Here is a 22,696-nt window from a genome sequence, read left to right as displayed (position 1 = left end):
GGCGGTCTCCACTTGAACAGGAAGGCCAGCGTCCGGGAAGGGAGATCGAGGTCATCGCCCTCGCTCGCCCGCCCGCTCGGCGTCTCGGTTCCATGAGTTCCATGTCCGAGCTACGGGCGAGCGGCGCCGCGGTTTCGGCGGCGGCCGGCTGCGCGGCGCAAGGCGGAGCCCGCCGGGCCTGGGCTGCACAGCCGCGTGTGGCCTGCGGTGTGCACGAGGCGGTCGTCGAAGACGGAACGAGCCAACCGGAGACAACTGCAATGAGCACGCGACGACTCGCGGCGGCCGCCATGACCGCCGCCGGAATGATGGCGCTCGCCGGCGCGGCGGAGGCGCAGGGCGCGGCGGGCCGGGATCCGCAAGCCCGGCCGACAGGCAACCTCCCTCCGGCGGATCAACCGCTCATCCGGCGCATCCCGGAGCCCACCGTCGCGGTGGAGGGCGGCCTTGGCGTCCTGGGCTTCCTGGGCGGCGCCGCGGGCGTCGGGCCGAGCTGGAACGTCCGGGTGACCGGGAGCATGTCGCCGCGCGTGGCCGTCGAGGCCAACTACACCGGCTCGGTGAACGAGCGCGCGATCGTGGGGAAGTCGCTGGTGATGACCTCGCTCGACGCGGGGCTGCGCTACAACATCCTGCGCGCCGACGAGGCGATCGTGCAGCCGTTCGTCGTCGGGGGCGTTGGCTACGTGGGCTGGGCGGGCCGCGGCGGCGACGCGTTCGCGCTGTCGGTGCCGCTCACCGCGGGCGTGGAGCGGCTCGTCACGCGCAACGTCAAGCTGGGCGCTCGGTTCAACTTCCGCCCTGCGTTCTTCGACGATCTGAGCCTCGGCGGCTCGAGGAGCCAGACGGGCGGCGACACGTGGGCGCTGCTCGCGCACGGCGGCGGCGCGTTTTGACCTGGCCATCGGGTCTCGACCTGGGCCGCGCCTGCGGGATGGGGCGAGCGCGGGCCGGGACCCTGTCGTCCCGTGGACGTGGAGTGGAGTACGCTGCCGCCCGCTCGGGCGGCGACCCGCCTTCGGGGTCCCGCGGCCGGGCTTGATCCACGGAGAACGACGGCATGAACACGCGCAGCCACTCGCCCCGCCGGGGCCTGAGCCTCTTCTTCACGGGGCTCGCGCTCGTCTCGAGCGCCGCTTGTTCCAGCAAGCAGCCGGCGACCCAGGGGACGTCGACGGTCGCGGCGGGCGAGCGGCGGGAGGACGACTGTTCGACTGGGCCGCTCCTCGAGTGCCCCGAGGGCCAGCTCGACGGCTGCGCCAACGGGACCACCACGGAGCATCGATGTGTGGACGCGGGGCGGGGGAGGTGCCTCGATATCCGGGCTGCGCTCGTGAAGTGCCTGGACGGCGAGATCCTGACGCACGACGGCTGCCCCGAGCCGGCCTACATGCAGCGGTGCGCGCCCAGGTCCGCGCAGCTGCCTTGAGGTGGCGGACGGGGGGCGCCACTCGAACAGCGTCGCAGTCGCTGACGCAAGGGAGCCGTCACGCAGCGCCGGGATGTGGCGTCGCTCGCGCGGGTGCGACGGGAGCACCCGCTCGACGCGGTGCGTACAACGGGAGCGCGGCGATCATGGAAGAATGAGGGGGCGCTCGCCACATCGCTGGTCGCCGGGTGGTGGCATGCAGTACGATGTGCGGATGAGGCCGCCGCTCGGCGGCGGACGCACAACGGCATCATGCTGCTCACGTTGAACGCAGGCGACGTGCTCGCGGGGAAGTACCGCGTCGAGCGGGTTCTCGGCCAGGGAGGCATGGGCCTCGTCGTCGCCGCAAGGCACGCTCACCTCCGCCAGCTCGTGGCGATCAAGGTGCTGCTGTCCAGCGCGACGCCGGAGGTCGTCGAGCGCTTCCTGCGGGAGGGGCGCGCCAGCGTCCGGATGAAGAGCGAGCACGCAGCGCGGATCCACGACGTGGACACCCTGCCGAGCGGCGCTCCCTACATGGTGATGGAATACCTCGATGGCCGCGATCTCTCTGCGGTGATCGAGGCGGAGGGCCCGCTGCCGATCGAGCGCGCGGTCGGCTACGTCCTGGAGGCGTGCGAGGCCATCGCCGAGGCGCACGCGCACGGGATTGTCCACCGCGACGTCAAGCCGGCGAACCTCTTTCTCGCGAAGGCGGCGGACGGCTCGGAGATCGTCAAGGTGCTCGATTTCGGCATCTCGAAGGCGATGACCGACGAGGCCGGCGGGCCTGGGCTCGCGCTCACGAAGAGCACCGCGGTCCTCGGCTCTCCACTCTACATGTCCCCCGAGCAGATGCGCGCCTCGCACCGCGTCGACGCGCGCTCCGACATCTGGTCGATGGGCGTGGTCCTGTATCAGCTGCTCACCGCGCGCATCCCCTTTCCAGCGGACACGTTCGGCGAGCTCGTCCTCAAGGTCAACACCGAGCCGCCGGACCCGATCACACCGACGCGCGTCGATCTGCCGCGCGGGCTCGAGGGGGCCATCCACCGGTGCCTCGAGAAGGACGCCGCGCGCAGGTTCGCGAATATGGCCGAGCTCGCGCGGGCGATCGCCCCGTTCGGGCCGCCGCTGCAGGCGTCGATCTCGCCGCAGCGGATCGAGCGCGTGCTCGGCGTGCAGGCGACGTCGCCGGCCAGCGCCGAGGGAAGGAGCTCGCAGCCGTACATCGAGGGAAGGAGCTCGCAGCCATCTCAGCCGCCGTCGTCGCTGCAGCTGTCAGCGACCGAGCCGGCCGCGGGTCTTGCGCCGACCCCCGTGACGCACAGCTCCTGGGCTACAGGCGCGACCAAGGTGCAAGGAACACCCCGCGCTGCCTGGTTGGGCGCGGGTGTGGCGCTCGCGCTCGCCGTGGGTGCAATGGTGTACTACGCGCGTTTCGTCGCGACCGAGCCACAGGCGCTCGATCCAGCTGGCCAAGACGCTGCCGCACGCGGTGGGGTCGCCGACGCCGCCCACTCCGCAAACGCGGCTGTTCCAGCGGACTCCGTGCCGCTTCACGAGGTGACTGCGCCGGCACCCGCCGCGCCGGCACCCGCCGCGCCCACGCCCGCGGCGCCCACGCCCGCGGCGCCCACGCCCGCGGCGCTCACGCCCGCAGCGCCCACGCCCGCGGCGCCGCCGGAAGCCGCGCCGGTGAGGGCGAAGGAGCCGCGCAAGCCGGCTGTCCTGGGAAACCCGCGCCCGCCCGCTCCGGCGCGCCCGCCGCTGCCCGCGCCCGCGCCCGCGCGGAGCGTCCGTCAAGCGCCGACGGTCGAGCCCGCCAAGAGCGTCCTCGACATGCCTTTGCTGTGATCACGCCGTCACCGCCCTGACCCGAGGGAATTCGTGCGATCCGGTAACCATCTTTCTCGTTTCCCGTACGCCCTGGCGGGCACATTGATCCTGTTCGGCGGGCCGGCGCTCGCGGAGCCTCCGCCGGGCCAGCCCGCCCCGGCCACGCGCCCCTCGCGGGTTCCCCTGGCTCAGGCGCTCACCGGTGCGGCCAAGGACGATTACGAGACAGGCAGGCTCCTCTACAGCGATGGTGATTTCAGGGGCGCACGATTCAAGTTCCAGCACGCTCACGAGCTCTCGGGCGATCCGCGGCTGATCTGGAACATCGCGGCTTGCGAGAAGAAGCTGCGCCGTTATGCGAGCGTGCTGCTGCTGCTCGAGCGGTACGAGCGCGACGCCGGCCCCCTGCTCACGGACGTGGAGCGGCAGGCCACGACCTCGCTCATCGGCGAGGTGAAGAAGCTCGTCAGTCGTCTGGCTGTGACGGTCGATCAGGACGGCGCGGAGATCTTCGTCGACGACGAGGCGATCGGGACATCGCCGCTACCCGGCCCCGTGCTCGTCGATATCGGCACGCGGAGGATCCGGGTCACGAAGCCCGGGTTCAAGGAGTACGTGCGCACCGAGCAGGTCGCCGGGGCGACGGAGGTCAGCGTCGCGGCCTCGCTGGAGGAGCTCTCGCGCAGCGGGTGGCTCGTCGTCGAGGCCGGCGCCGGCGATACGATCGCGGTCGACGGGCGCGTGGTCGGCCGAAGGCGGTGGAGCGGAGCGCTGGCGCGCGGCCCTCACGGGCTCCGCGTCACGGCCCCAGGGAGAGTCGCCTACCAGGCTGACGTCTTCATCGAAGAGGAGAGGACGCACAGGCTGGCGGTTACCCTGAGTCCGGTCGTGCAGCCCGGTGGCCTCGGCACGACATGGCTCTGGATCGGCGGCGGCGCGCTCGTCGCGGGGGCGGCTGTGGGCAGCTACTTTCTGTTCAGGCCGAAGGACCCGACAACGCTACGGGGCATCATGGGGACCGTGACCCTCTCGTCGGATCTCTCGGGGGTTCGCATCGAGGTGAGCCCGTGAGCGCGACGGCCATCCCGCGCCGGGTCGCCGCGCTGCTGCTCGCCGGCTCGGCCGCGGCGTGCGCGTCGGCGGATGCGCCGGGCGAGATCATGGTGGTCGTCCAGACGGACATGTCGGTTCCGAAGGACATCGACTGGCTCCGCGTCGAGGTGAAGTCCGGGGACGAGGTCCGCTTCCACAAGGAGTACGACCTCGCGGACCCCACGCAGGGATTGAAGCTGCCGTCGACGCTTGCCCTCGTGGCGGGCGCCGATGCGGCGCAGCCCGCGATGATCCAGGTCACGGCGTGGAAGGGCTCATGGCCGCGGGTGGTGCGGGAGGTGGCCACGACGGTGCCCGGCGACCGCGTGGCGATGCTCCGGCTCCCGGTGCAATGGCTTTGCAGCAACGATCGCGCGCAGGGCGAGGAGGCGATGCACAATTGCGAGCCCGGCAAGACCTGCATCAACGGCGAGTGCGTGACGGTCGCGCCGGTCGCGCCAGAGTCCCTGGACGACTATGCGCCCGAGCGCGTCTTCGGCGGGAACGCGAGCCCCGCGCACGGCCGCTGCTTCGACGTCGCGGAGTGCTTCGAGCGGAGCGAACCGCGGGCCGTCGATCTGGGCACCTGTACCCTCACCGCGGAAGACGCCGTGAACATCGCGCTCTCCACCGAGACCGACGGGATCTGCGGCCCGTCCGGCTGCTTCGTCGCGCTCGACGCGGAGAGCGCGCTCGGCTGGCAGTGGGCGGACGAGCCGGCGGGGAAGCGCCGCCTGCCGAAGGCCGCGTGCGACCGCATCTTGGGCGGCGAGAGCCTCGCGTTCGCGGTCGCGGCGATCACGGACGCGTGCCCCCTCAAGACGGCGTCGCTGCCGGTGTGCGGCACGTGGTCCTCCGTGGGCTCGCCGGGGGCGCGGCCCGAGACCCCCAAGCCGGTCGTTGTCGCGGCCATGCAGCGCCGCCCCTTCAGCTTGGCCGCCGACAGCGAGCGGATCTACTGGACGAACCACGGCTCCGGGGACCGGGCCGACGGCGAGCTCCGTGCGGCACCGAAGGGCGGCGGATCGCGCATCACCCTGGCGTCGGCGCAGGCGAGGCCGCGTGACGTCGCGCTCGGCGGGGGCGCGATCTTCTGGACCGAGGGAGGGCTCGACCCCGGCCGCGTCCGGCGGCTCGACCTGTCAGCGTCGGGGGAATTGCCCACCGTGCTTGCGTCCGAGCAGGGCGTTCCCGAGGGGCTCGTGTGGAGAGAGGGCGAGGTCTTCTTCACCTCCTGGGATGGCGGCACGGTCTCCCGCATCCCCGACGTTCCCGCCGAACCGGACGTGCTGGCCTCGCAGCAGGCCCATCCCTACCGGATCGTGGCCGACAAGGAGTACCTGTACTGGACCAACCAGGGTCACACGAGCCAGGGTGGCGAGGATGACGCCGCCACGGGTGCCATCATGGTGCTGCGGCGAGGCGCGGCCGAGCCGAAGCAGCTCGCGACGGACCTGGTGGGGCCGAACCACCTCGCGCTCGACCTCGGAGAGAACGGCATTGCGATCGCCGTCTACTGGACGAGCATGGCGCACTCGGGCGATGTGATGAGGCTCTCCCTCAAGGACGGGGAGCATGTTGGCGACCCGCAGAAGATCGCGACAGGGCAAAATTTCCCGAACGGCATAGCGGTCGACAGCACGCGCGTGTATTGGACCAGCCGCAACGATGGGACCGTGAAATGGCTGCTGAAGACGGCCGAGCCGCATGACAACCCCACCGAGCTTGCGAAATGTGGTTGCCAGGCGGGGGCGCTCCTCGTCGACGCGGACAACGTGTTCTGGCTCAACGAAGGCGGGGGCGACTCGACGGGATCCGTCCTGCGGATCGCGAAGCCCTGAGCCAGGTTGCGCCCCGCGAGCCGCCAGCGGGCCGTGGCACCGGCGCTTCGGCGCGCCGGAGGAGATGCGATGAGAAGCGTAGGTACGACGACGAGCAGGGGCGCGCGCTGCGCCCTCCACCGCGGTTCCGCTGCCGGGGCACTGGCGTTCCTCCTCCTCGCCGGATGCGCGGGGGACGCCGGCTCCGCGCCCGGTCCGGAGCAGCTCGGCGTCCTGTTCTCCGAGCACGCCGCGGTCGTCCTCGGCGGGGCCGCGCGCTTTGCGCGTGACGCCGGTGGTCACGGGTTCGTGGCGCGCACGCAGGGCGGCTTCGAGGCGTCGCTGCCGGCTCTCGGCGAGCACGCCATCGCCCTGCGCCTCCCGGGGGGGCTCGCGCTCACGGTGCGTGAGCCCGGCCTCTCCGGCAGCCCCGCGGTGCACGGGCAGGCGGTGGCGTATGCCCGCCCCGGTGGCACCGCGTTCTGGACGGCCAGCACCACCGGTTACGAGGAGTGGCTGCTGCTCGACGGGGAGGTCGCGCGCCGCGACGGGCCGGTTGCGACCTGGGAGGTCGAGGGCGCTACCCTGCGCGCCCGCGACGGCGTTGTGGACTGCCTCGACGGCGGCGGCGCGATCGCGCTGACGGTGAGCGCCGGCGAGGCCTACCAGGAGGACGGCGCGCCCGTCGAAGCGCGGCTCGAGGCCCGCGGACAGTCGATCGAGCTCTGGCTCGGCGCGAGCTCCGGCGCGGTGCTCGTGGATCCGGCCTGGATCCCGACAGGGAACCTGGTGACGGCGCGCGCCGCCCATACGGCCACCCTGCTCCGGGACGGGCGTGTTCTCCTGACGGGCGGCACCGGCTCGTCCGGCGTGCTCAACTCAGCCGAGCTCTACGACAGCGACACGAACACCTTCGTGCCGGCGCCCTCGATGGGCCCCGCGCGCGCCTGGCATACCGCCACGCTGCTGACCACCGGCGAGGTGCTCGTCGTCGCGGGCGGCGGGAACGTGAATTCCTTGCTCGGTTCGTCGGCGCTCTATGATCCCGTGGCGAACCTCTGGTCGACCGGCCCCTCGCTCTCGCAGCTACGCCGCTACCATACGGCCACCGGGCTCCCGGATGGCAGGGTGCTCGTCACGGGCGGCATCGACTCCCTCATCGAGCGCATCCAGAGCGCCGAGCTGTACACACCAGACGGCGGTTGGTCGAGCGCCGGCAACATGGTGTACGCCCGCGACTTCCACGCGGCCACGCTGCTCCAGGATGGCGCGGTGCTCGTCGTGGGCAGCACCGGCCCGTACGCCGACCTCTACTTTCCGGACGCCGGCACGTGGGTTGCGACGCCGCCCATGCTGTCGGAGCATACCGGGCCGACGTTGACGCGGCTGCAGGACGGCAGGGTGCTCGTCGTCGGCGACGGTAAGGCGGTCGATCTCTACAATCCGGAATTGAACAAGTGGGAGGAAGTGCCGCCGATGCGCGTCTCGCGCGTCGGCCACACGGCCACGTTGCTCGCGAGCGGGGAGGTGCTCGTCGCTGGCGGCCGCACGGCGAGCGTCGAGCTCTATAACCCGTGGACGAAGACCTGGACCGAGCAGCCGCCGCTCAGCGTGGCCCGCATGGATCATACGGCGACCCTGCTGCTCAACGGCCTCGTGCTCATCGCGGGGGGGGCGGCCTCCGGGGGGGAGCTCGCGAGCGCCGAGCTCTACGGTATCGGCGCCGGCCTCGGCGCGCCATGCACGGGAGCTGCCGCGTGCGTGAGCGGCCACTGCGTCGACGGGGTCTGCTGCGACACGGCGTGCGCGGGCGGGTGCGGCGCGTGCACCGCGGCGCGCGGGGCGGTCGCCGACGGCACCTGCACGCCGCTGTCCGGCACGCCCTGCGACGACGGCGATGCATGCACGGCAGGCGACACCTGCGACTCGGGGATGTGCGCACCAGGCGAGCCGGTGACCTGCGAGCCACCAGGCCCGTGCCAAGAGCCTGCGACATGCGAGAAGAGCAAGGGCTGCGTCTATCCCGAGTTGCCCGACGAGACGCCCTGCGATGATCTCGACGCTTGCACGCGGGTCGACAGCTGCCAAGGCGGCGTGTGCGTCGGCGCCGATCCGGTCCTCTGCGAGTCGGACGGCTGTCGGCTCGACGCGAAGTGCGATCCGGTGCAGGGGGTCTGCACGTTCACCGCCGCGCCCGACGGCACCAGCTGCGACGACGGCAATGCATGCACGCGGTCGGATCAATGCCGCGCGACGATGTGCGAGGGCACGGACGTGCGCTGTCGTGTCGGCGGCCCCTGCGTGAGCGAGAGCACCTGCGAGCCAGCCACGGGCAAGTGTTCCGAGCTCGAATGGCTGCCCAACGGCACGTCGTGCCCGGGCGGAGAGTGCCGGTCCGGGCAGTGCCTTCCTCTTTTCGAGGGCTCGGCCGCGAGCACCGGCACCGGCGCCGGCGCCGGTCTCGTCGATGACCCCCCGGACCGCGGATGCGGCTGCCGATTGGGGCAAAACCAGGGGCCCCACGGCGTCGTGGCCGCTCTGGGGATGCTCTTGATCTCCGCGCGCCGCCGCAGCAACCGGCGTGAACGCCGGCGCTCGATGTGTTGAACATGGCTGGTGAAGGAAGGGCGTTTGGAGGAGCGATGAGACGACGCGGCCTTGAGCTTGTCGTGGGGGCATGCTTGGTTATCGGCGCGTTCGGCTGCTCGGCCGGTGACGAGGCCGCGCGCGGGTCCGATGAGGGCGCGCTGCGCCTCCACTTTCCCGAGCAAGCGGCGCTCGTGACCGAGGCTGGCCACGGCTTCGCGGAGATCTCGGGCGGTTTTGTCCCGGGCGCGGTTCGGATGGGGGCACACCCTGGCGCGCTCGGCGCCGTCCTGCCTCGCCGGATCGGCGAAGAGACGATTCGCCTGGACCTGCCGGAGGGGCCTGCCCTCCAGCTTCGCGAGGCCGGCCTCCATGGCGAGGGGGTGCGTGCGGGGGCCGCTGTCCGCTACCCGCGCGACGGCGGCGCGTCGTTCTGGGTCGCAACGGGCGCTGGCGTCGAGGAGTGGCTCCTCGTCGAGCCGGGTGTCGCATCGCCGGGGCGGCCGATCGCTTCGTGGGAGGTCGACGGTGCGTGGCCCCGGCAGGAGGGCGAGTTCATCGTGTGGGACGACGCGTCGGGTGCGCCGCGGTTGATCATGAGCGCGCCGGCCGCCTTCGCGTCGTCCGGCCGTCCTGTGCGTGTCGCGCTGCGCGCCCAGGGGCGGGCGGTGGAGCTCTTCGCCGATGCCGGCGACGCAGGTGAGGCGCTGCTCATCGACCCGGTATGGGTGCCTGCGCAGTCCATGAACTACCCGCGAGAGGGGCACACAGCGACGCTGCTGCAGGATGGCAGCGTCCTGGTCACCGGCGGTTTCATCGGCGAATATGAGTATCAACGCACCGCACAGAACAGCGCCGAGCGCTTCTACCCTGCGTCCGGAATCTGGCAGCTGACAGCGGCGATGAAGGTCGCCCGGGCCGAGCATACGGCCACGTTGCTCCGGAACGGCGACGTGCTCGTGCTGGGCGGGGCGACCGCGGAGATCTACCACCCGGGCACGCAGACCTGGAGCGACGCCGCGTCGCCGCCCGAGAGCGTCGCCGGAGCCACGGTGACCTTGCTCGAGGACGATACGGTCTTCGTGACGGGCGGCACGGTCGGAGGCTCCCCGGTGGCGACCACCGCGCGCTACGACCCGGGCTCGAACACCTGGACCCCCCAGGCCTCGATGGATCTCGCGCGGAGCGGCCACGCCGCCGTGCGCCTGCTCGACGGGCGCGTGCTCGTCGTGGGGGAGAGCTCCGCGGAGGTCTACGATCCGTCCAAGGACACCTGGTCGCAGGCGGGGGGGCTGCTGGCGTCGTTCCACGACAAGCACACGGCCACCCTGCTTCCGGACGGCAACGTCTTGCTGGTCGGTGGCACGCAAGTGAGCGAGGGCGCCGGCAAACCGCGCGACGTTGCCGTGGAGATCTATGTTCCCGGGACGGACGAATGGACATCGAATATGTCATTGTTTCGAGGGCTCGCAGATCACACCGCGACCCTGCTCCCCGATGGCAACGTCCTTCTGGCGGGTGGATATCACATCCAGCTGACTCAGGAAATGCCTTCTCAAGAACGGACATGGAAGCTCTATGACCCGACGAGGAACACGATAACGCTAATAGACGATAGCGTGATCGCAGATCGCGCAAATCACGCGGCGACATTGCTCCTGGATCAGCGGGTCCTCGTAACGGGCGGCTGTAGGCCCTCACGGCGACAGGGCGCCGTCGCGACGACGGCGATGTTCGGCGTGGCGCTCGGGGCCGCGTGCGCGTCGGGCTCCGACTGCACGACGGGGTACTGCGTCGATGGCGTGTGCTGCGATGCGGCCTGCTCCGGCGGGCCGTGCGACGCGTGCTCGATGCGCGCGGGCGCATCGCAGGACGGCCATTGCGAGGCGCTGAGCGGCCCGGCGTGCGATGACGGCCAGGCCTGCACGCGCGCTGACGTGTGTCAGGCAGGTGTGTGCGTCGGCGCTCCCGTGGTCTGCGTCGCGCCCGACGCATGCCAGGAGGCGGCGTGCGAGGCGGAGACGGGGGAGTGCGTCACGGCGCCGCGGCCGGACGGCGTGGCGTGTGATGACGGCGACGGCTGCACCGAGGGCGATACGTGTGAGGTCGGCGCGTGTGTCCCGGGGGCGCCGGTCGAATGCCCGCCGCCGCCGGAGTGTCACGCGCGGGGCGAATGTAACGCAGCGACAGGCCGGTGCGACAACCTGCCGCTGCCGGACGGGGAGGGGTGCGAGGATGGCGACGCGTGCACGCGGGGGGACGTGTGCCGCGGCGGCGTGTGCGAGGGTGGCGACCTGGACTCGTGCCCCGAGATCGACTGCCGCTATGCGGGGTCGTGCAATTCGACGACAGGAGCGTGCGAGCGCGAAAAGAAGCCCGACGGCACGCGATGTGGGGGAGGCACCTGCGTCGGAGGCGAGTGCAGGAGCGGCCCCGGCGGCCCCGGCGGCCCCGGCGACGGGGCAGGCGGGTCGAGCGGGTCGGTCGGCGGAGGTGGCCCGGATTCGTCCAGCGGCGGCGGGTGCAGGTGCGTCGTCGGCGCGCCGCGCTCGGCACCCGCGCCCTGGGCCGCGCTGCTCCTGCTGCTCTCGATGGCGCGGCGCGCGCGCCCGCGACCGGGCTGCCGGCGTTGAGCGCATCCCTACGCCGGCGTGCGCCACGACCTCCACGCAGCGAGCCTCGTATTCGAGATGATCGGCCCCCCCGCGTACGAGCCGGCGCCGCCTTCGCTGCCCCAGCTATCGACCTCGTCGGGCGGAGTGTCCTCGAGCTCGCCGGAGGGCGTGATCGGCCCGCGGACGCCCGGGACATCCGCCTGCGGAACAGGCCGCTTCTCCTCGCTGACCTCGTGCGCGAGGCGCGGGTCGTCCGGCGGATCGTGCGTCGTATCGACTCCCATGTCTCCTCCTTCCCGAGGGCTCCTGGGACCGGCGCGCTCGATCGTCCACTCCTCCCCTGCGGCGGGCGGCGGCTGTCCCGTCTGCCCGCCGCCCCGGCTCATCCCTCGTCGATGACGGGGATCGTGAACCTGAACGTCGTCCCCGCCCCCACGCGGCTCTCCACGTGGATCGTCCCCCCGTGCGCCGCCACGAGCTCCCGGGCGATGGCCAGCCCGAGCCCGGTGCCCTTGTAGCCGTTCCGCTGGCCGCGCCAGAACCGCTCGAAGAGGTGGGGCACCTCGTCCTCCGGGATCCCCGGCCCCGTGTCGGCCACCGAGAAGACGACGTGCTCCTCCCCGCGCTCGCACCGCAGCGTGATCGCCCCCTGGGCGCCCGTCACCTGGAGCGCGTTGCTCAGGAGGTTGGTGAGCACCTGGAGCACCCGATCGCGATCACACGTGACGAGCGGGACGTCGTCGGCCGCCACGACCCCCAGCTGGACCCCCTTCTCCTGGGCCTGCGACTCGAACGTCTCCACCGCCTCCCTGCCGATCTCCCGCGGATCCTGCGGCTGCCGGCGCAGCGCCAGCCGGCCGGCGCGCAGGCTCGCGAAGTCGAGCAGGTCATGGATCAGCCGATCCATCCGGTGCGCGGAGCGCTGGATCGCCTGGATCGCCTTCGTGTCGCCCTTCTCTCCCCGCGTCGCCGCGCGCTTCGTCATCACGGCGGCCGCCGTGAGGATCGCGCTCAGGGGGTTCCTGAGGTCGTGGGACACCGTGGCGAGCACGTTGTCCCGGAGCTCGATCGCGCGCTGCGCCGCCTCGTACAGGCGGGCGTTGTCCGCCGCGAGCGCCGCCCGCTGCGCCAGGTCGTGCGCCACCGCGAGGTCCGCCTCGTCGTAGACCCGGCCGGACCCCGCCGTCGCCAGCGTGATGCAGCCGAAGGTGCGGCCCCGCGCGACGAGCGGGACCACAAGGGCCGACGTGATCCCGAGCGCCCGGACGAACCGCCGGAAGGCGCCGTTCCCGTCGAGCGAGCCGACCAGCGGGTGCGACAGATCCCCGATGAGCTCCGGGCGCTCGCTGCAGAGGGCCCGCTCCAGCAGCGCCACCAGCGGCGGCGGGGGATCCAGCTCGCGGAAGAGCGCCCGCGCCCGCTGGAGCTCCTCCGGGCGCGCGTGGGTCACCGTGATCCCGCGCGACTGCTCGAGGTCCGGGAGCGTCTGGATGACGCACCAGTCCGCCAGCTCGGGGACCGTCAGGTGCCCCACCCGGTCGAGCGTGCCCTGGAAGTCGAGGGTGTCGCTGAGGGCGGCGCTCGCTGCGGCCAGGAAGCGCTCCCCCCGCTCGGCGCGCGTCCGCTCCGTGATGTCGAAGAAGGTCACGACGGCCGCCATCACGCGCCCGACCGGATCCCGGACCGGCGCCGAGCGCACGAGGATCCGCCCCTGCGCGCCGTCGTCGCGGACGATGTCGATCTCCTCGTCGATCACGACCTCGCCGGTCGTGATCGTCCGCGCGAGAGGCCAATCCTGGGCCTCGTACGGCCTGCCCGACCGAGGGTCGGAGCCCCGGCAGACGGCGTATCCATCGATGTTGCGGATGTCGAGGAGCGGCAGCCCGAAGATCGCCCCGGCCTGGGGGTTCGAGAGGAGGATGCGCCCCGTCGGCGGCTCGGCGATGACGAGCCCCGCCGGCATCTGCTCGACCACGGTCGCGAGCAGGGCGCGGGCGTCGTCCGCCTGGCGCCGCGCCGCGCGCTCCTTCGCGACGAGCTGCGCCTGCACGATGATGCCGGTCGCCCGGCTGGTCATCGTGCGCAGCATCAGCGCGTCGTCCTCGGAGAACTCCTCGGCGTTGCGGGAGCCGAGGATCGCGACGCCGATGGAGTGCCCCTCGTGGATCAGCGGCACGCCGTAGACGGCGCGCAGCCCCCTCGCCCGGATCTCCCGCGCGGTCACGGGCAAGCCGCCGGCCGCGGCGTCGAGCGACGTGGGCCCGCGCAGCGCGAGGACCGCGCGGGCGAACTCCCGCGCCGCCTCGAGCGGGGGCCCGGGCAGCGGCCCGTCGTCGATGCCCGCGGTCGCGTGGACCTCGAGGGCGTCACCGTCCCCGAGCAGGACGAGCGCCACGTCCACGGCGGCCGCCGCCTCCCGGGTGGCGCGGAGGAGCGCCTTCAGGAAGGTGTCCAGATCGCTGCTTCCGAGCGCGGCCGTCGAGATGGCGTCGAGCGCCTGGAGCAGGCGCACGCGCGCCGCCTGGTAACGGGACACCGCGTCGGCGATCGCCTCGTCGATCGTCCCGTTCAGCTGGATGAGCTCACGCCCCCCGTCGCCGCCGTCCCGCTCCCAGAGCTCCAGGATCACGGCGCGGAGCGCCGCGTACTCCATCACGACGTCGGCGAGATCGTACCCGTGGGCGAGCCGGCTCAACGCGTGGAGCCCAGGGAGCCCCCGGTGCTTCCGGTCGACCGCCGCCGCCGTGCCCGCGCCGCGCGTGCCCTCGGCGATGTAGGCGAGGATGTCCGGCAGGTGCTCGGTCGGCCTCGGCGCCGGCAGCCGCCGCGCCGGGCTGAGCGCCTGGACTCGGTACTTCCAGGCATCCAGGAGCGCGTCGTGGTGGCGCTGGATGAAGTCGGAGAGCCGCTTTGGGTTCGGTCTACCGAGCAGATCCATCGGGGACCTCACGATAGCGCGAATCCTTGAGCGCGTGTTCACCTAGCACCGACTCGAATCGACGAAATCGACGAGAGAGCGCCGCTCCCGGGCGGAGCTTGCTCGCCGCGCGCGACGCGCGACGTCGGCGCGGGTCAGCTCCGGATGCCTGGCGCCTCGTGTCCGCTCTGGGCGACATACTCCAGGTATCCCCCGCCATACACGCGCGGCCCGTCGGGCAGGAGCTCCAGGACGCGGTTGGACAGCGCGGCCAGGAAGCGGCGATCGTGCGAGACGAAAAGCATGGTGCCCTCGAACGAGGAGAGCGCCTCGACGAGCATCTCCTTGGTCGCCATGTCGAGGTGGTTCGTCGGCTCGTCGAGCACGAGGAAGTTCGGCGGATCATAGAGCATGATCGCGAGCACGAGGCGCGCCTTCTCGCCGCCGGACAGGATGCGACAGGGCTTGTCGATGTCGTCGCCGGAGAAGCCGAACGCGCCGGCGAGCGTGCGGAGCGAGCCGATCGAGGCCTGGGGGAAGCTCGCCACGATGGACTCCCAGACGGAGCGGGTCGGGTCGAGGAGCTCCATCGCGTGCTGCGCGAAATACCCCAGCTTCACGCTCGCGCCGACGTTCACGCCGCCTGCGTCCGGGGCGGAGGCCCCCGCGACGAGCTTGAGGAGGGTGGATTTGCCGGCGCCGTTGACGCCCATCACACACCAGCGCTCGCGGCGTCGGATCAGGAGGTCGAATCCGTCGTAGATGGAGCGCCCTCCGTACGACTTCTTCACCCCGCTGAGCCGCGCCACGTCGTCGCCCGAGCGCGGCGCGGGCTTGAACTCGAAGCGGATCGTCCTCCTGCGCTTCGGCGGCTCGACCTTGTCGATCTTCTCCAGCTTCTTCACGCGCGACTGGACCTGCGCCGCCTTGGCGGCCTGGGCCTTGAAGCGCTCGATGAAGCGCATCTCCTTCGCGAGCATCGCCTGCTGGCGCTCGTACTGCGCCTCGGCCTGCTGCTCGTTGATGGCGCGCTGCTGCTCGTAGAACTCGTAGTTGCCGGAGTAGCTGGTGAGCTCGCCGCCGTCGATCTCGATGATCTTGGTGACGATGCGGTTCATGAACTCTCGGTCGTGCGAGGTCATGACGAGCGCCCCTGCATACTGCTTCAGGTACCCTTCGAGCCAGATGATCGACTCGATGTCGAGGTGGTTGGTCGGCTCGTCGAGCAGGAGCGCGTCGGGCCTCATGAGGAGGATGCGGGCGAGCGCGACGCGCATCTTCCACCCGCCCGAGAGGGCGCCCACGTCGCCGTCCATCATGGCCTGGCTGAAGCCGAGCCCGGCGAGGATCTCGCGCGCCTTGGCGTCGAGCGCGTAGCCGCCGAGCTCTTCGTAGCGGGCCTGGGCCTGCCCGAAGCGCTCGATCAAGCTCTCCATCTCATCCATCCGCTCGGGGTCGGCGAGCGCGGCCTCGAGCTCGCGGAGCTCCGCGGCGACGTCGGAGACCGGGCCGGCGCCGTCCATGGTCTCGGCGACGGCGCTCCTGCCCTTCATCTCGCCGACGTCCTGGCTGAAGTAGCCGACGGTGACGCCGCGATCGATGGCGACCTGGCCGCCGTCGGGCGCCTCCTCCTTGGTGATCATCCGGAAGATGGTCGTCTTGCCCGAGCCGTTGGGCCCCACCAGGCCGACCTTCTCGCCGCGGTTCACCGCGGCGGAGGCCTCGAGGAAGAGGATCTGCTTGCCGTGCTGCTTGCTGATGGAGTCGAGACGGATCACGAGGCGCGCTGCCGCTGGGGGCGGCTCCTTTCCGCGCCCCCTATACCAGACGGCCCGTCGCGCGATGCGGCATTTCGTCCGCCGCCGTCGGCGCCGGCGCGCGCCATGCACCGACCGCGGTCAATCGGTGAATTGCTCGTCTCCGGGCGCATTCCAGGCGCATTCCGGGCGCATTGCACAGGAGCCCCTTTTTTTCTCTCCTGCTATGCGCGCGCTTTCCATCTCCTTTTTCATGCTCATCCGGGCTTGATGTCGCGCGGTCGAGGGGGCAGAAGGCGCGGCATGAGCAAGGTCCAGATCCTCTCTTATGCCGGCTGCAGCACCTGCAAGCGAGCGCTGAAGTGGCTCGGCGAGCGCGGCGTCGACGTCGCCGTGCGCCCCATCGTCGATGAGCCGCCGACGGCTGCAGAGCTCGCCCGGTGGGTCCCAGCGAGCGGGCTCTCGGTGCGCCGGTGGCTCAACACGAGCGGGCAGAGCTACCGCGCGCTCGGCAAGGCGCGGGTGGACGCCGCGAGCGACGACGACGTCACGCGGTGGCTCACCGAGGACGGGAAGCTCGTGAAGCGGCCTGTGCTGGTGAAGGGAAACCGGGTGCTCGTGGGCTTCCGCGAGGACGACTACGCCGCGCTGTTCGGCTGAGCCTCAGGGGGCCGAGGTGAAGCGGCCTCCCCGGACCTGGCTCAGCTCGAACGAGCTCTCCGGGTCCAGGTTGTTGTCCGTCGTGCCGTTGCGCGAGCGGCGGATCACGACGTCCACGTCGCAGCTCTCGGGCTCCCGCGAGCTGGTCGCCTCCAGCTCGCCCGCGTCGATGGTGTACGTCCCCGGGTCGCCCCCCACATCGAACGTCTTGGAGAAGATGCAGTCGCCCTTCACGTCGATCACCATGTCGTCCCCGGACGCGCTCGGCGCCCAGGCGATCGTGAGGTCCTCGCCGCGCGGGACTGGCTCTCTGGGCAGCGCCTCGAGGTCGAACGGCTCGGGGAGCGTCCCCACGTTGTTCGTCGCGTCGTCGTCGCCCTCGTCGTCGCGGTCCAGGAGCACCTTGATCTCGGTGCCTCCCGCGCCGACGTTGACGGCGGCCTCGTAGACGCCATCGCTCTCGGCGGACATCGCGACCGCCTCGCCGTCCACGGTCGCCGAGATCCGATCTCCCGCGCTCAGGATGATGTACGTGTTGCTCTCGTCGCCGCCGGCCTTGAGGGTGGCCCGCAGGGTCGTGGACGACGCGCTCTCGGCGATCGCCTCCAGGGTCGCCGAGATCCCCCCGGTCTTGATCTGCTGCGAGTCGAGCGTCTCCGTGCAGCCTGCGAGCAGACCGGAGGCTGCGACCGCGAACATGGCCATCGTGGTCTTCGTGATCATGAGTTGCCCTTTCCTCCCCGCCTCACCCGCCAGGGCGCGGGCTGGTTCACCACTGGCTGCGCACCACGACGCCGCCGCCGGTCGGTCCCGCGAGCAGCGACCAGCTCACCGCGCCTGCGGGGTGGCGGGGCGCGGCGCCGGCCTGCGCGCCGGTGGTCGCGCTGGCCTGCGAACCGGACGAGGAGGGCTCCGTCAGGAAGAGCACGAGCGCCGTGCCGGCCAGCGCCGCCCCGGCGCCGAAGCCGATCGTGCTCACGAGCCCCAGGTCCTTCGCGCGCTTTCCAGCGGCCTTCCCTTCGGCGGTCTTGCATACCGCCCTGCCGGAGCCGACGTCGTCGCAGTCCTCCTCCGCGAGGCGGCTCTCGCTGAGCGCCATCGCTCCCGTCACGCCCCCGGCGATCAGCCCGCCCAGGCCGAGCCCGCCCGCCACGTACGCCAGCACGCGCCGGCCGCTGGTCCCGGCCGGCGCCGGCGTCCGCGACGCGCCCTCGTCGCGCTGCGACGGCGGCAGGGCGGACTGATGGGTGGGCGGCTGATCCGCCGGCGTCGCGGGCGGCGCCTCGGGGAGCTTCACCTCGAGCTCGATCGTCTTCTGCTCCGACTTCTCGATCGTGAACCGCACCTCGTGCGTGGGCCCGCCGGGCGCCCTCGTCGTCACGACGTGCTCGCCCGGGTTGACGGGGAGCGCGATCCCGAGCGAAGGCCCCTCCAGCGTGATGCCGTCGCGCTGGACCAGCGTCCCGGCGGGCGCGTCGGCCGGCAGCGACAGCGTGAGCTGTGGCACGAGCGGCACGAGCGCGTCGCGCTGCTCGAGCACGAGCTTGTAGCGATCGTACTGCTTGAGCTGCTCGGACTCGGACAGGCGGGAGTAGAACGAAAGGAAGTCGTTGTAGCGCGCGACCGCTGTCGCGGTGCGCCCCCACTTGGCCTCGCACTCGGCGAGCGTGAACAGCCGCCCTGCGCGAGGATCGAGCCGGTAGCTCTCGGTGAGGGCAGGGCAGCCGGTCTGGTACTTCCCCGCCAGCATGTCCGCGAGGCCGCGGTTGAAGAGCGACTCGGCCACGGCCACGGCGTCAGGCTGCGCGTTCGCCGGCGCGGTGACAGCAATGCACAGGAGTCCGATCAAGACGGACCCGGGCCAGAAGGTTCGCATCGGAGGTAACATGAGATACCTCCTTTGGGACCGCCCCAGGCAAAAAATCAGCGCGTTGTGGGGCCGCGCTCAGTCTGCCCCGTAGAGCGACTCCCGGGGCTTCGCCGTGGGGGCGGCGGGGGAGGAGGCGGCCGGCGCGATCTTGCGCCAGGCGCCGGGCGGCGGCGCCGGGGTGCGCGGCGGCGCCGGGGCGCGCGGCGCCGGCGAGGCCTTTGCGTTCGCCAGCACTTCGGGATCGATGGCCAGGCCGCCGTCCGCGGGCGGCGCGGAGGCGGAGCTCGCGGGCGGCGCGGAGGCGGAGCTCGCTGGCGGCGCGGAGGCGGAGCTCGCTGGCGCCGCGAGGTCGGTCGAGCTGGGCGTGCCGGCCGCCTCGGGACGGGCGGCGCCCGGAGCGGCATCCGGCGGCGTGGAGGGCGGCGCGACGGCCGCCGCCTGCGCCGCCTGCGCGTGCTCGGCGGGGCCGGGGGCCGGGGACCCGCCCCTGCTGAACGCGGCGAGGGCGATGGCGCTGCCGCCGACCAGCGCGATGGCCGCGACGGCCAGCGCGGATCGGCTCCGCGGCCCCGCGGTGGTGCCGGCGCCGGTGCCGGTGCCGACCCGGGTCTCCACGCCCGTGCTGGACGACTGGGCGGCCACGGGCATCGACGACGCGGGCCCCTGGCTGGCAGGGCTCATCCGCGGGAACGGCGTCTCCAGCACGGCCAGGCGCGACGACCTGACCGTCATGGGGGCGATGTCGAAGACCTCGGCGAGCGCCTCCACCGTGGACGAAGCGGTCGGGAAGCGCGTCCCGGGGTCGCGCGCCGTCGCCTTCGCGAACCACGCGTCGAAGCCCGGGGGCAGCTTCACCCCCTCCTTCTCCGCGCGCACGGAAGGGGGCTCCTGCGGGCCGTGCATCGCGATCACCGCGAACGCCAGCGAGTTACTGTACTCGCGCATGTCGTTCAGCCAGTAGGCCTTGCCGACGAGGGTCGTGTACGCGATCATGCCGAGCGCGAAGAGATCGACCGCCCGCGTGATCGTCTCGCCGCTGAACTGCTCGGGCGCCATGTAGAGCGGCGTCCCGAGGGCGGCGGTGTTCGCCCCTTCGACCGCCGTCTCGGCGACCAGCTTTGCGATGCCGAAGTCAAGCACCTTGATCCGGATCTCGTCGTCGTCGTCGCTCGCCGCGAGGAAGAGGTTCGCGGGCTTCAGATCGCGGTGGACCACGCCGGCCGCGTGCGTTTTGTCCAGGGCGTGCGCCGTCTGGCGCAGGTAGGCGATGGCGTTCTCCGGCGGCAGGCGCCCGCCGCGGCGGATGCGCTTGCTGAGCTCCTCGCCGCGGAGCAGCTCCATCACGAGGAACGGCATGCCGGTGTCCAGGTCGATCCCGGCGTCGAACACCTCGACGATGTGCTCGGTCGCTATGCGCGCGGCGATGCGCGCCTCGAGCTTGAACCGCGCGTGGAACTCGGGGTTCTCGGCGAGGTGCGGGTGCATGACCTTGAGCGCCCGCCGCCGATCCGTCTCGACGTGGACGACCTCGTAGACCGCCCCCATCGCACCCGTCGCGATGCTGCGCACGACGCGGTACCTACCAGCGAACAGCATCCCCTCGTTGAAGTTCAGCGACATAGTCTCACCCGCGTCGAACGAGGTTACACCACCTGGTCGGACGACCGCACTCGTTAACTTGCAGACCTTACAAACTTGTGGGCCGTAAGACTCCCCACATGAAACTCCCCGATGTAGGGCGCGTTCGTTAGGTCTGCGCACCAGGTATGTGCCCTGCGCTGATTGGCGCCGTTCGCGCGGGGCCCCGACCGTCGTCGCAGGTCGTCGCGAGAAGATCCCGTGATTCCGTGGCTTACGGGGCTCTGCAGCGGTGAAGCGGCGGATGAGGCGGATGCGGCGCCCGTCCGTTCTGATCGTTTTTCACGACAGACACATCGACATCGTCCGATGCACGGGCGGAGCGCGGGGCGCCGCCTGTCCCGTCAGAGCACGAGCACCGCGAGCAGCCGGGGCCCGTGGAACACGTCGAACCCGCCGATATCGAGCTTGCGACCGATCGTGTAGATCGTCTCGTCTCCGCGTCTGGTCGCGCGGATGCTGGATATGATACCCTGGCCGATCGCCTCCACGTTGTAGGACAGCTCGGTGAGCAGGCGGAGCCGGCTGAGGTACGAAGTCAAGCGGAGCCGGAGCCCCACCGACACGTTGCCGGAGAGCGCGATCATCGTCGCCTCGTCGACCTCGCGCGGGGCGCCGGGGACCGCGGGATCCGCGGAGAAGGCGTAGCGCACCGGGCCGGCGCCGCCGTAGAGGCCGAGATCGCCGAACGGCGCGAGCCGCGGCCACTCGCCGTTGCCCATCCGCACGCTGAAGCCGCCCTGGTAGAACCGCGACGTCACGCTCTGGGCGGGGCTTTGCCGCTCGAAGACGTAGACGTCGCCCTCGCCCGGGTCCCGCTCGCGGAGCGCATAGAAGATGCGCGGGAGCTTGTAGTCGATGTACCTGAAGCCCGCGAGCAGCTCCTCGAGGTAGAGGTCGTCCGCGGCCTCCGGGAAGAGCTTCGTCACGTCGAAGCCGACGTCGATCTGGCGGAGCAAGAGCTGGAAGGGCGCGCTGGCGACGGCGCCGGCGTCGCGGTCGGTCGCCGGATCGACGGCGAGCTCGGTCACGTTCCCTGCGGTGAAGCGCGCGATCTTGAGGCTCGTGCTCACGCCGGCGAGGTCGGCGCCGATGTCGAAGACGTCGCTCGCGAGGCCGTTCAGCCCGAGGAGCCTGCCGAGCGAGCCGTCGTACTGGATGTCGCCGCCCGACGAGAACAGCCGGTCGGTCTTGAAGCCGGCGTTGAGGCGCGCGGCGTCGCGCGCGTGGTCGAAGTCGTACGTGAGCAGCGCCCGGCCGCCGACCATGAACACCGGATCGACGTCGTAGGCGAGCCGCCGCGTCCTGCCCCGGTAATCGTTGACGCCGCCGGAGGAGCCCGCGCTCGCGAGCTGGTGGAAGAACAGGAGCTCGACGTCGCCCTTCAGCTTCAGGTGGACGGCGTCGAGGCTGATCGCCCGGCCCTGCTCGAGAAAGCCCTCCTGCGCCTCGAAGCCCGCCGTGTCCTCGAGCGGCGTCTGCGCCGGCGCGGAGAGCGCCTCGGCGCAGGCGGAGAGCGCCGCGCGCTGCTCCTCGAGCACCCTGGCGATCGCCTCCGCGCGCGCCACGGCGGCCCTGTAGCCGGGCTCGTCCCGCGCCACCCGCCGGGCTTGCTTCACGACGTACGGCGCCACGGCGAGCGACTCGATGTGCATCCGCAGGACGAACGACAGCACATGGAGGGCGTCGCGCGCGATCGTCCGGGCGGGCTCCTGCCCCGCGCTCGCCGCGCGGAGCGCGGCGGCGGCGAGCGCGACGTCCCGCTGCGCTCCGGCGAGCGCCCGCCGCCGCGCGCCGGCCCTCGCCTTCGCGGCGGCGATCTCGGGCGTGTCGGGGGCGCCGAGGGGCCTCCCGGCCGAGAGCCGCTCGACGTTCCGCTCCTCGGCGGCGAGCGCCCGCGCGTGCTCGGCGAGCGCCTGCCACGCGGCCGGCAGGCGGCTCACGGCGCTCGCCTCGCGCGACGGCGCCGCGAGCGCCGCGAGCGCGTCGAAGAGGCGCTCGAACGCGGGCGGCGCGCCGCGCTCGCCGCGCGCGCGTCGTCGAAGAGGCGCGCGGGCGAGCGCCTCGTCGAGCTTCGCGCGGTAGAGCTTGGCGAGCGGCACCTCGTGCTCTCCGTCGTAGGGGGGCGTCTTCTCGAGGCGCGCGCGGAGCCGCTCGCCCTCGTCGTCGTCGAGGCGGAGCGCCGCGATCCACGCGTCCCCCGGGGAGTACGGGGTGCTCGAGAGGACCTCGTCGGCGAGCCAGGCCGCTCGCTCCAGATCCGCGGCGCGATCGTCGATGATGGCGCGGCGGGCGTCCTCGTTCGCGAAGGCGCGGGCGGCGCGGGCGTTGTACGTGGCGGGCCCGCAGGCCGAGGCTGCTGCGGAGGCGAGGAGCAGGAGGCCTGCGAGCGCCGGGCCCGGTCGCATCGGCGAGAGCCTACCATGGCGTGCGAGCGCACTGGACGCCGCGCCGCCGGCCTGCTCAGAATGCGCGCCCGTGGCTCCCAGCCGAC

15 protein-coding genes are annotated in these 22,696 nt (G+C 72.0%); 8 read left to right on the top strand and 7 right to left on the bottom strand.

The window, feature by feature from the left end; all coding sequences use genetic code 11:
• Positions 1-260 precede the first annotated feature (260 nt).
• The 7 genes from WMF22_RS33115 (at position 261) to WMF22_RS33085 (ending at position 11,378) form a co-directional block, all read left to right on the top strand.
• Positions 261-896 carry a hypothetical protein gene (locus WMF22_RS33115; protein WP_438032370.1) on the top strand — a complete coding sequence of 212 codons (636 nt, stop codon included), beginning with the start codon at positions 261-263 and terminating at the stop codon, positions 894-896.
• Positions 897-1,060: 164 nt separating this feature from the next.
• A complete protein-coding gene (locus WMF22_RS33110; RefSeq protein WP_438032369.1) occupies positions 1,061-1,429 on the top strand; it encodes a hypothetical protein in 369 nt (122 codons plus the stop codon).
• A 252-nt stretch (positions 1,430-1,681) separates the two neighbouring features.
• Positions 1,682-3,265 (top strand): serine/threonine-protein kinase, encoded by a 1,584-nt coding sequence (locus WMF22_RS33105; RefSeq protein ID WP_438032368.1) that lies wholly within the window; start codon positions 1,682-1,684, stop codon positions 3,263-3,265.
• Between the two features lie 33 nt (positions 3,266-3,298).
• The gene (locus WMF22_RS33100; RefSeq protein WP_438032367.1) at positions 3,299-4,318 is read left to right on the top strand and encodes a PEGA domain-containing protein; all 1,020 of its coding nucleotides are present in this window, start codon (positions 3,299-3,301) and stop codon (positions 4,316-4,318) included.
• The gene (locus tag WMF22_RS33095) at positions 4,315-6,180 is read left to right on the top strand and encodes a hypothetical protein (protein WP_438032366.1); all 1,866 of its coding nucleotides are present in this window, start codon (positions 4,315-4,317) and stop codon (positions 6,178-6,180) included. Before WMF22_RS33100 ends, WMF22_RS33095 begins: the two co-directional genes overlap by 4 nt.
• A gap of 69 nt (positions 6,181-6,249) precedes the next feature.
• A complete protein-coding gene (locus WMF22_RS33090; protein WP_438032365.1) occupies positions 6,250-8,766 on the top strand; it encodes a Kelch repeat-containing protein in 2,517 nt (838 codons plus the stop codon).
• A 35-nt stretch (positions 8,767-8,801) separates the two neighbouring features.
• Positions 8,802-11,378, top strand: a complete 2,577-nt coding sequence (locus WMF22_RS33085; protein WP_438032364.1) for a kelch repeat-containing protein — start codon at positions 8,802-8,804, stop codon at positions 11,376-11,378.
• An 8-nt stretch (positions 11,379-11,386) separates the two neighbouring features.
• Here WMF22_RS33085 and WMF22_RS33080 read toward each other — a convergent pair whose 3' ends face one another.
• The 3 genes from WMF22_RS33080 to abc-f all read right to left on the bottom strand — a co-directional run bounded on the left by WMF22_RS33080 (position 11,387) and on the right by abc-f (position 16,055).
• A complete protein-coding gene (locus WMF22_RS33080) occupies positions 11,387-11,644 on the bottom strand; it encodes a hypothetical protein (protein WP_438032363.1) in 258 nt (85 codons plus the stop codon).
• Between the two features lie 98 nt (positions 11,645-11,742).
• Entirely contained in the window at positions 11,743-14,310 is a 2,568-nt protein-coding gene (locus WMF22_RS33075) for an ATP-binding protein (RefSeq protein ID WP_438032362.1), read from the bottom strand.
• Between the two features lie 122 nt (positions 14,311-14,432).
• Positions 14,433-16,055: a ribosomal protection-like ABC-F family protein gene (gene abc-f / locus WMF22_RS33070; RefSeq protein ID WP_012238670.1), complete on the bottom strand. Its 1,623-nt coding sequence runs from the start codon at positions 16,053-16,055 to the stop codon at positions 14,433-14,435.
• A 282-nt stretch (positions 16,056-16,337) separates the two neighbouring features.
• Between abc-f and WMF22_RS33065 the strand changes: the two genes are divergently transcribed.
• Entirely contained in the window at positions 16,338-16,694 is a 357-nt protein-coding gene (locus tag WMF22_RS33065; protein WP_044966189.1) for a Spx/MgsR family RNA polymerase-binding regulatory protein, read from the top strand.
• A 3-nt stretch (positions 16,695-16,697) separates the two neighbouring features.
• Here WMF22_RS33065 and WMF22_RS33060 read toward each other — a convergent pair whose 3' ends face one another.
• The 4 genes from WMF22_RS33060 to WMF22_RS33045 form a co-directional block, all read right to left on the bottom strand.
• Positions 16,698-17,417: a hypothetical protein gene (locus WMF22_RS33060; RefSeq protein WP_437293946.1), complete on the bottom strand. Its 720-nt coding sequence runs from the start codon at positions 17,415-17,417 to the stop codon at positions 16,698-16,700.
• A gap of 46 nt (positions 17,418-17,463) precedes the next feature.
• Positions 17,464-18,582 carry a hypothetical protein gene (locus tag WMF22_RS33055; RefSeq protein ID WP_438032361.1) on the bottom strand — a complete coding sequence of 373 codons (1,119 nt, stop codon included), beginning with the start codon at positions 18,580-18,582 and terminating at the stop codon, positions 17,464-17,466.
• 57 nt (positions 18,583-18,639) lie between these two features.
• Positions 18,640-20,184, bottom strand: a complete 1,545-nt coding sequence (locus WMF22_RS33050) for a serine/threonine protein kinase (RefSeq protein WP_438032360.1) — start codon at positions 20,182-20,184, stop codon at positions 18,640-18,642.
• A gap of 362 nt (positions 20,185-20,546) precedes the next feature.
• Positions 20,547-22,610, bottom strand: a complete 2,064-nt coding sequence (locus tag WMF22_RS33045) for a hypothetical protein (protein ID WP_438032359.1) — start codon at positions 22,608-22,610, stop codon at positions 20,547-20,549.
• Positions 22,611-22,696: the final 86 nt, after the last annotated feature.

This window comes from Sorangium sp. So ce204 (assembly GCF_051526795.1).
In the GTDB taxonomy this organism is placed as follows: Bacteria; Myxococcota_A; Polyangia; order Polyangiales; family Polyangiaceae; genus Sorangium; species Sorangium cellulosum_B.
The sequence above is the reverse complement of the archived record's forward strand: the minus strand, read 5'-3'. Positions and strand labels throughout refer to the sequence as shown.

What these genes read in the sequence shown, in the direction of transcription:
- WMF22_RS33065 (WP_044966189.1), top strand. Translation starts at nt 16,338, where the DNA reads ATGAGCAAGGTCCAGATCCTCTCTTATGCCGGCTGCAGCACCTGCAAG.
- WMF22_RS33115 (WP_438032370.1), top strand. Translation starts at nt 261, where the DNA reads ATGAGCACGCGACGACTCGCGGCGGCCGCCATGACCGCCGCCGGAATG.
- WMF22_RS33050 (WP_438032360.1), bottom strand. Translation starts at nt 20,184, where the DNA reads ATGTCGCTGAACTTCAACGAGGGGATGCTGTTCGCTGGTAGGTACCGC.
- WMF22_RS33055 (WP_438032361.1), bottom strand. Translation starts at nt 18,582, where the DNA reads ATGTTACCTCCGATGCGAACCTTCTGGCCCGGGTCCGTCTTGATCGGA.
- WMF22_RS33085 (WP_438032364.1), top strand. Translation starts at nt 8,802, where the DNA reads ATGAGACGACGCGGCCTTGAGCTTGTCGTGGGGGCATGCTTGGTTATC.
- WMF22_RS33045 (WP_438032359.1), bottom strand. Translation starts at nt 22,610, where the DNA reads ATGCGACCGGGCCCGGCGCTCGCAGGCCTCCTGCTCCTCGCCTCCGCA.
- WMF22_RS33080 (WP_438032363.1), bottom strand. Translation starts at nt 11,644, where the DNA reads ATGGGAGTCGATACGACGCACGATCCGCCGGACGACCCGCGCCTCGCG.
- WMF22_RS33110 (WP_438032369.1), top strand. Translation starts at nt 1,061, where the DNA reads ATGAACACGCGCAGCCACTCGCCCCGCCGGGGCCTGAGCCTCTTCTTC.
- WMF22_RS33105 (WP_438032368.1), top strand. Translation starts at nt 1,682, where the DNA reads ATGCTGCTCACGTTGAACGCAGGCGACGTGCTCGCGGGGAAGTACCGC.
- WMF22_RS33060 (WP_437293946.1), bottom strand. Translation starts at nt 17,417, where the DNA reads ATGATCACGAAGACCACGATGGCCATGTTCGCGGTCGCAGCCTCCGGT.
- WMF22_RS33090 (WP_438032365.1), top strand. Translation starts at nt 6,250, where the DNA reads ATGAGAAGCGTAGGTACGACGACGAGCAGGGGCGCGCGCTGCGCCCTC.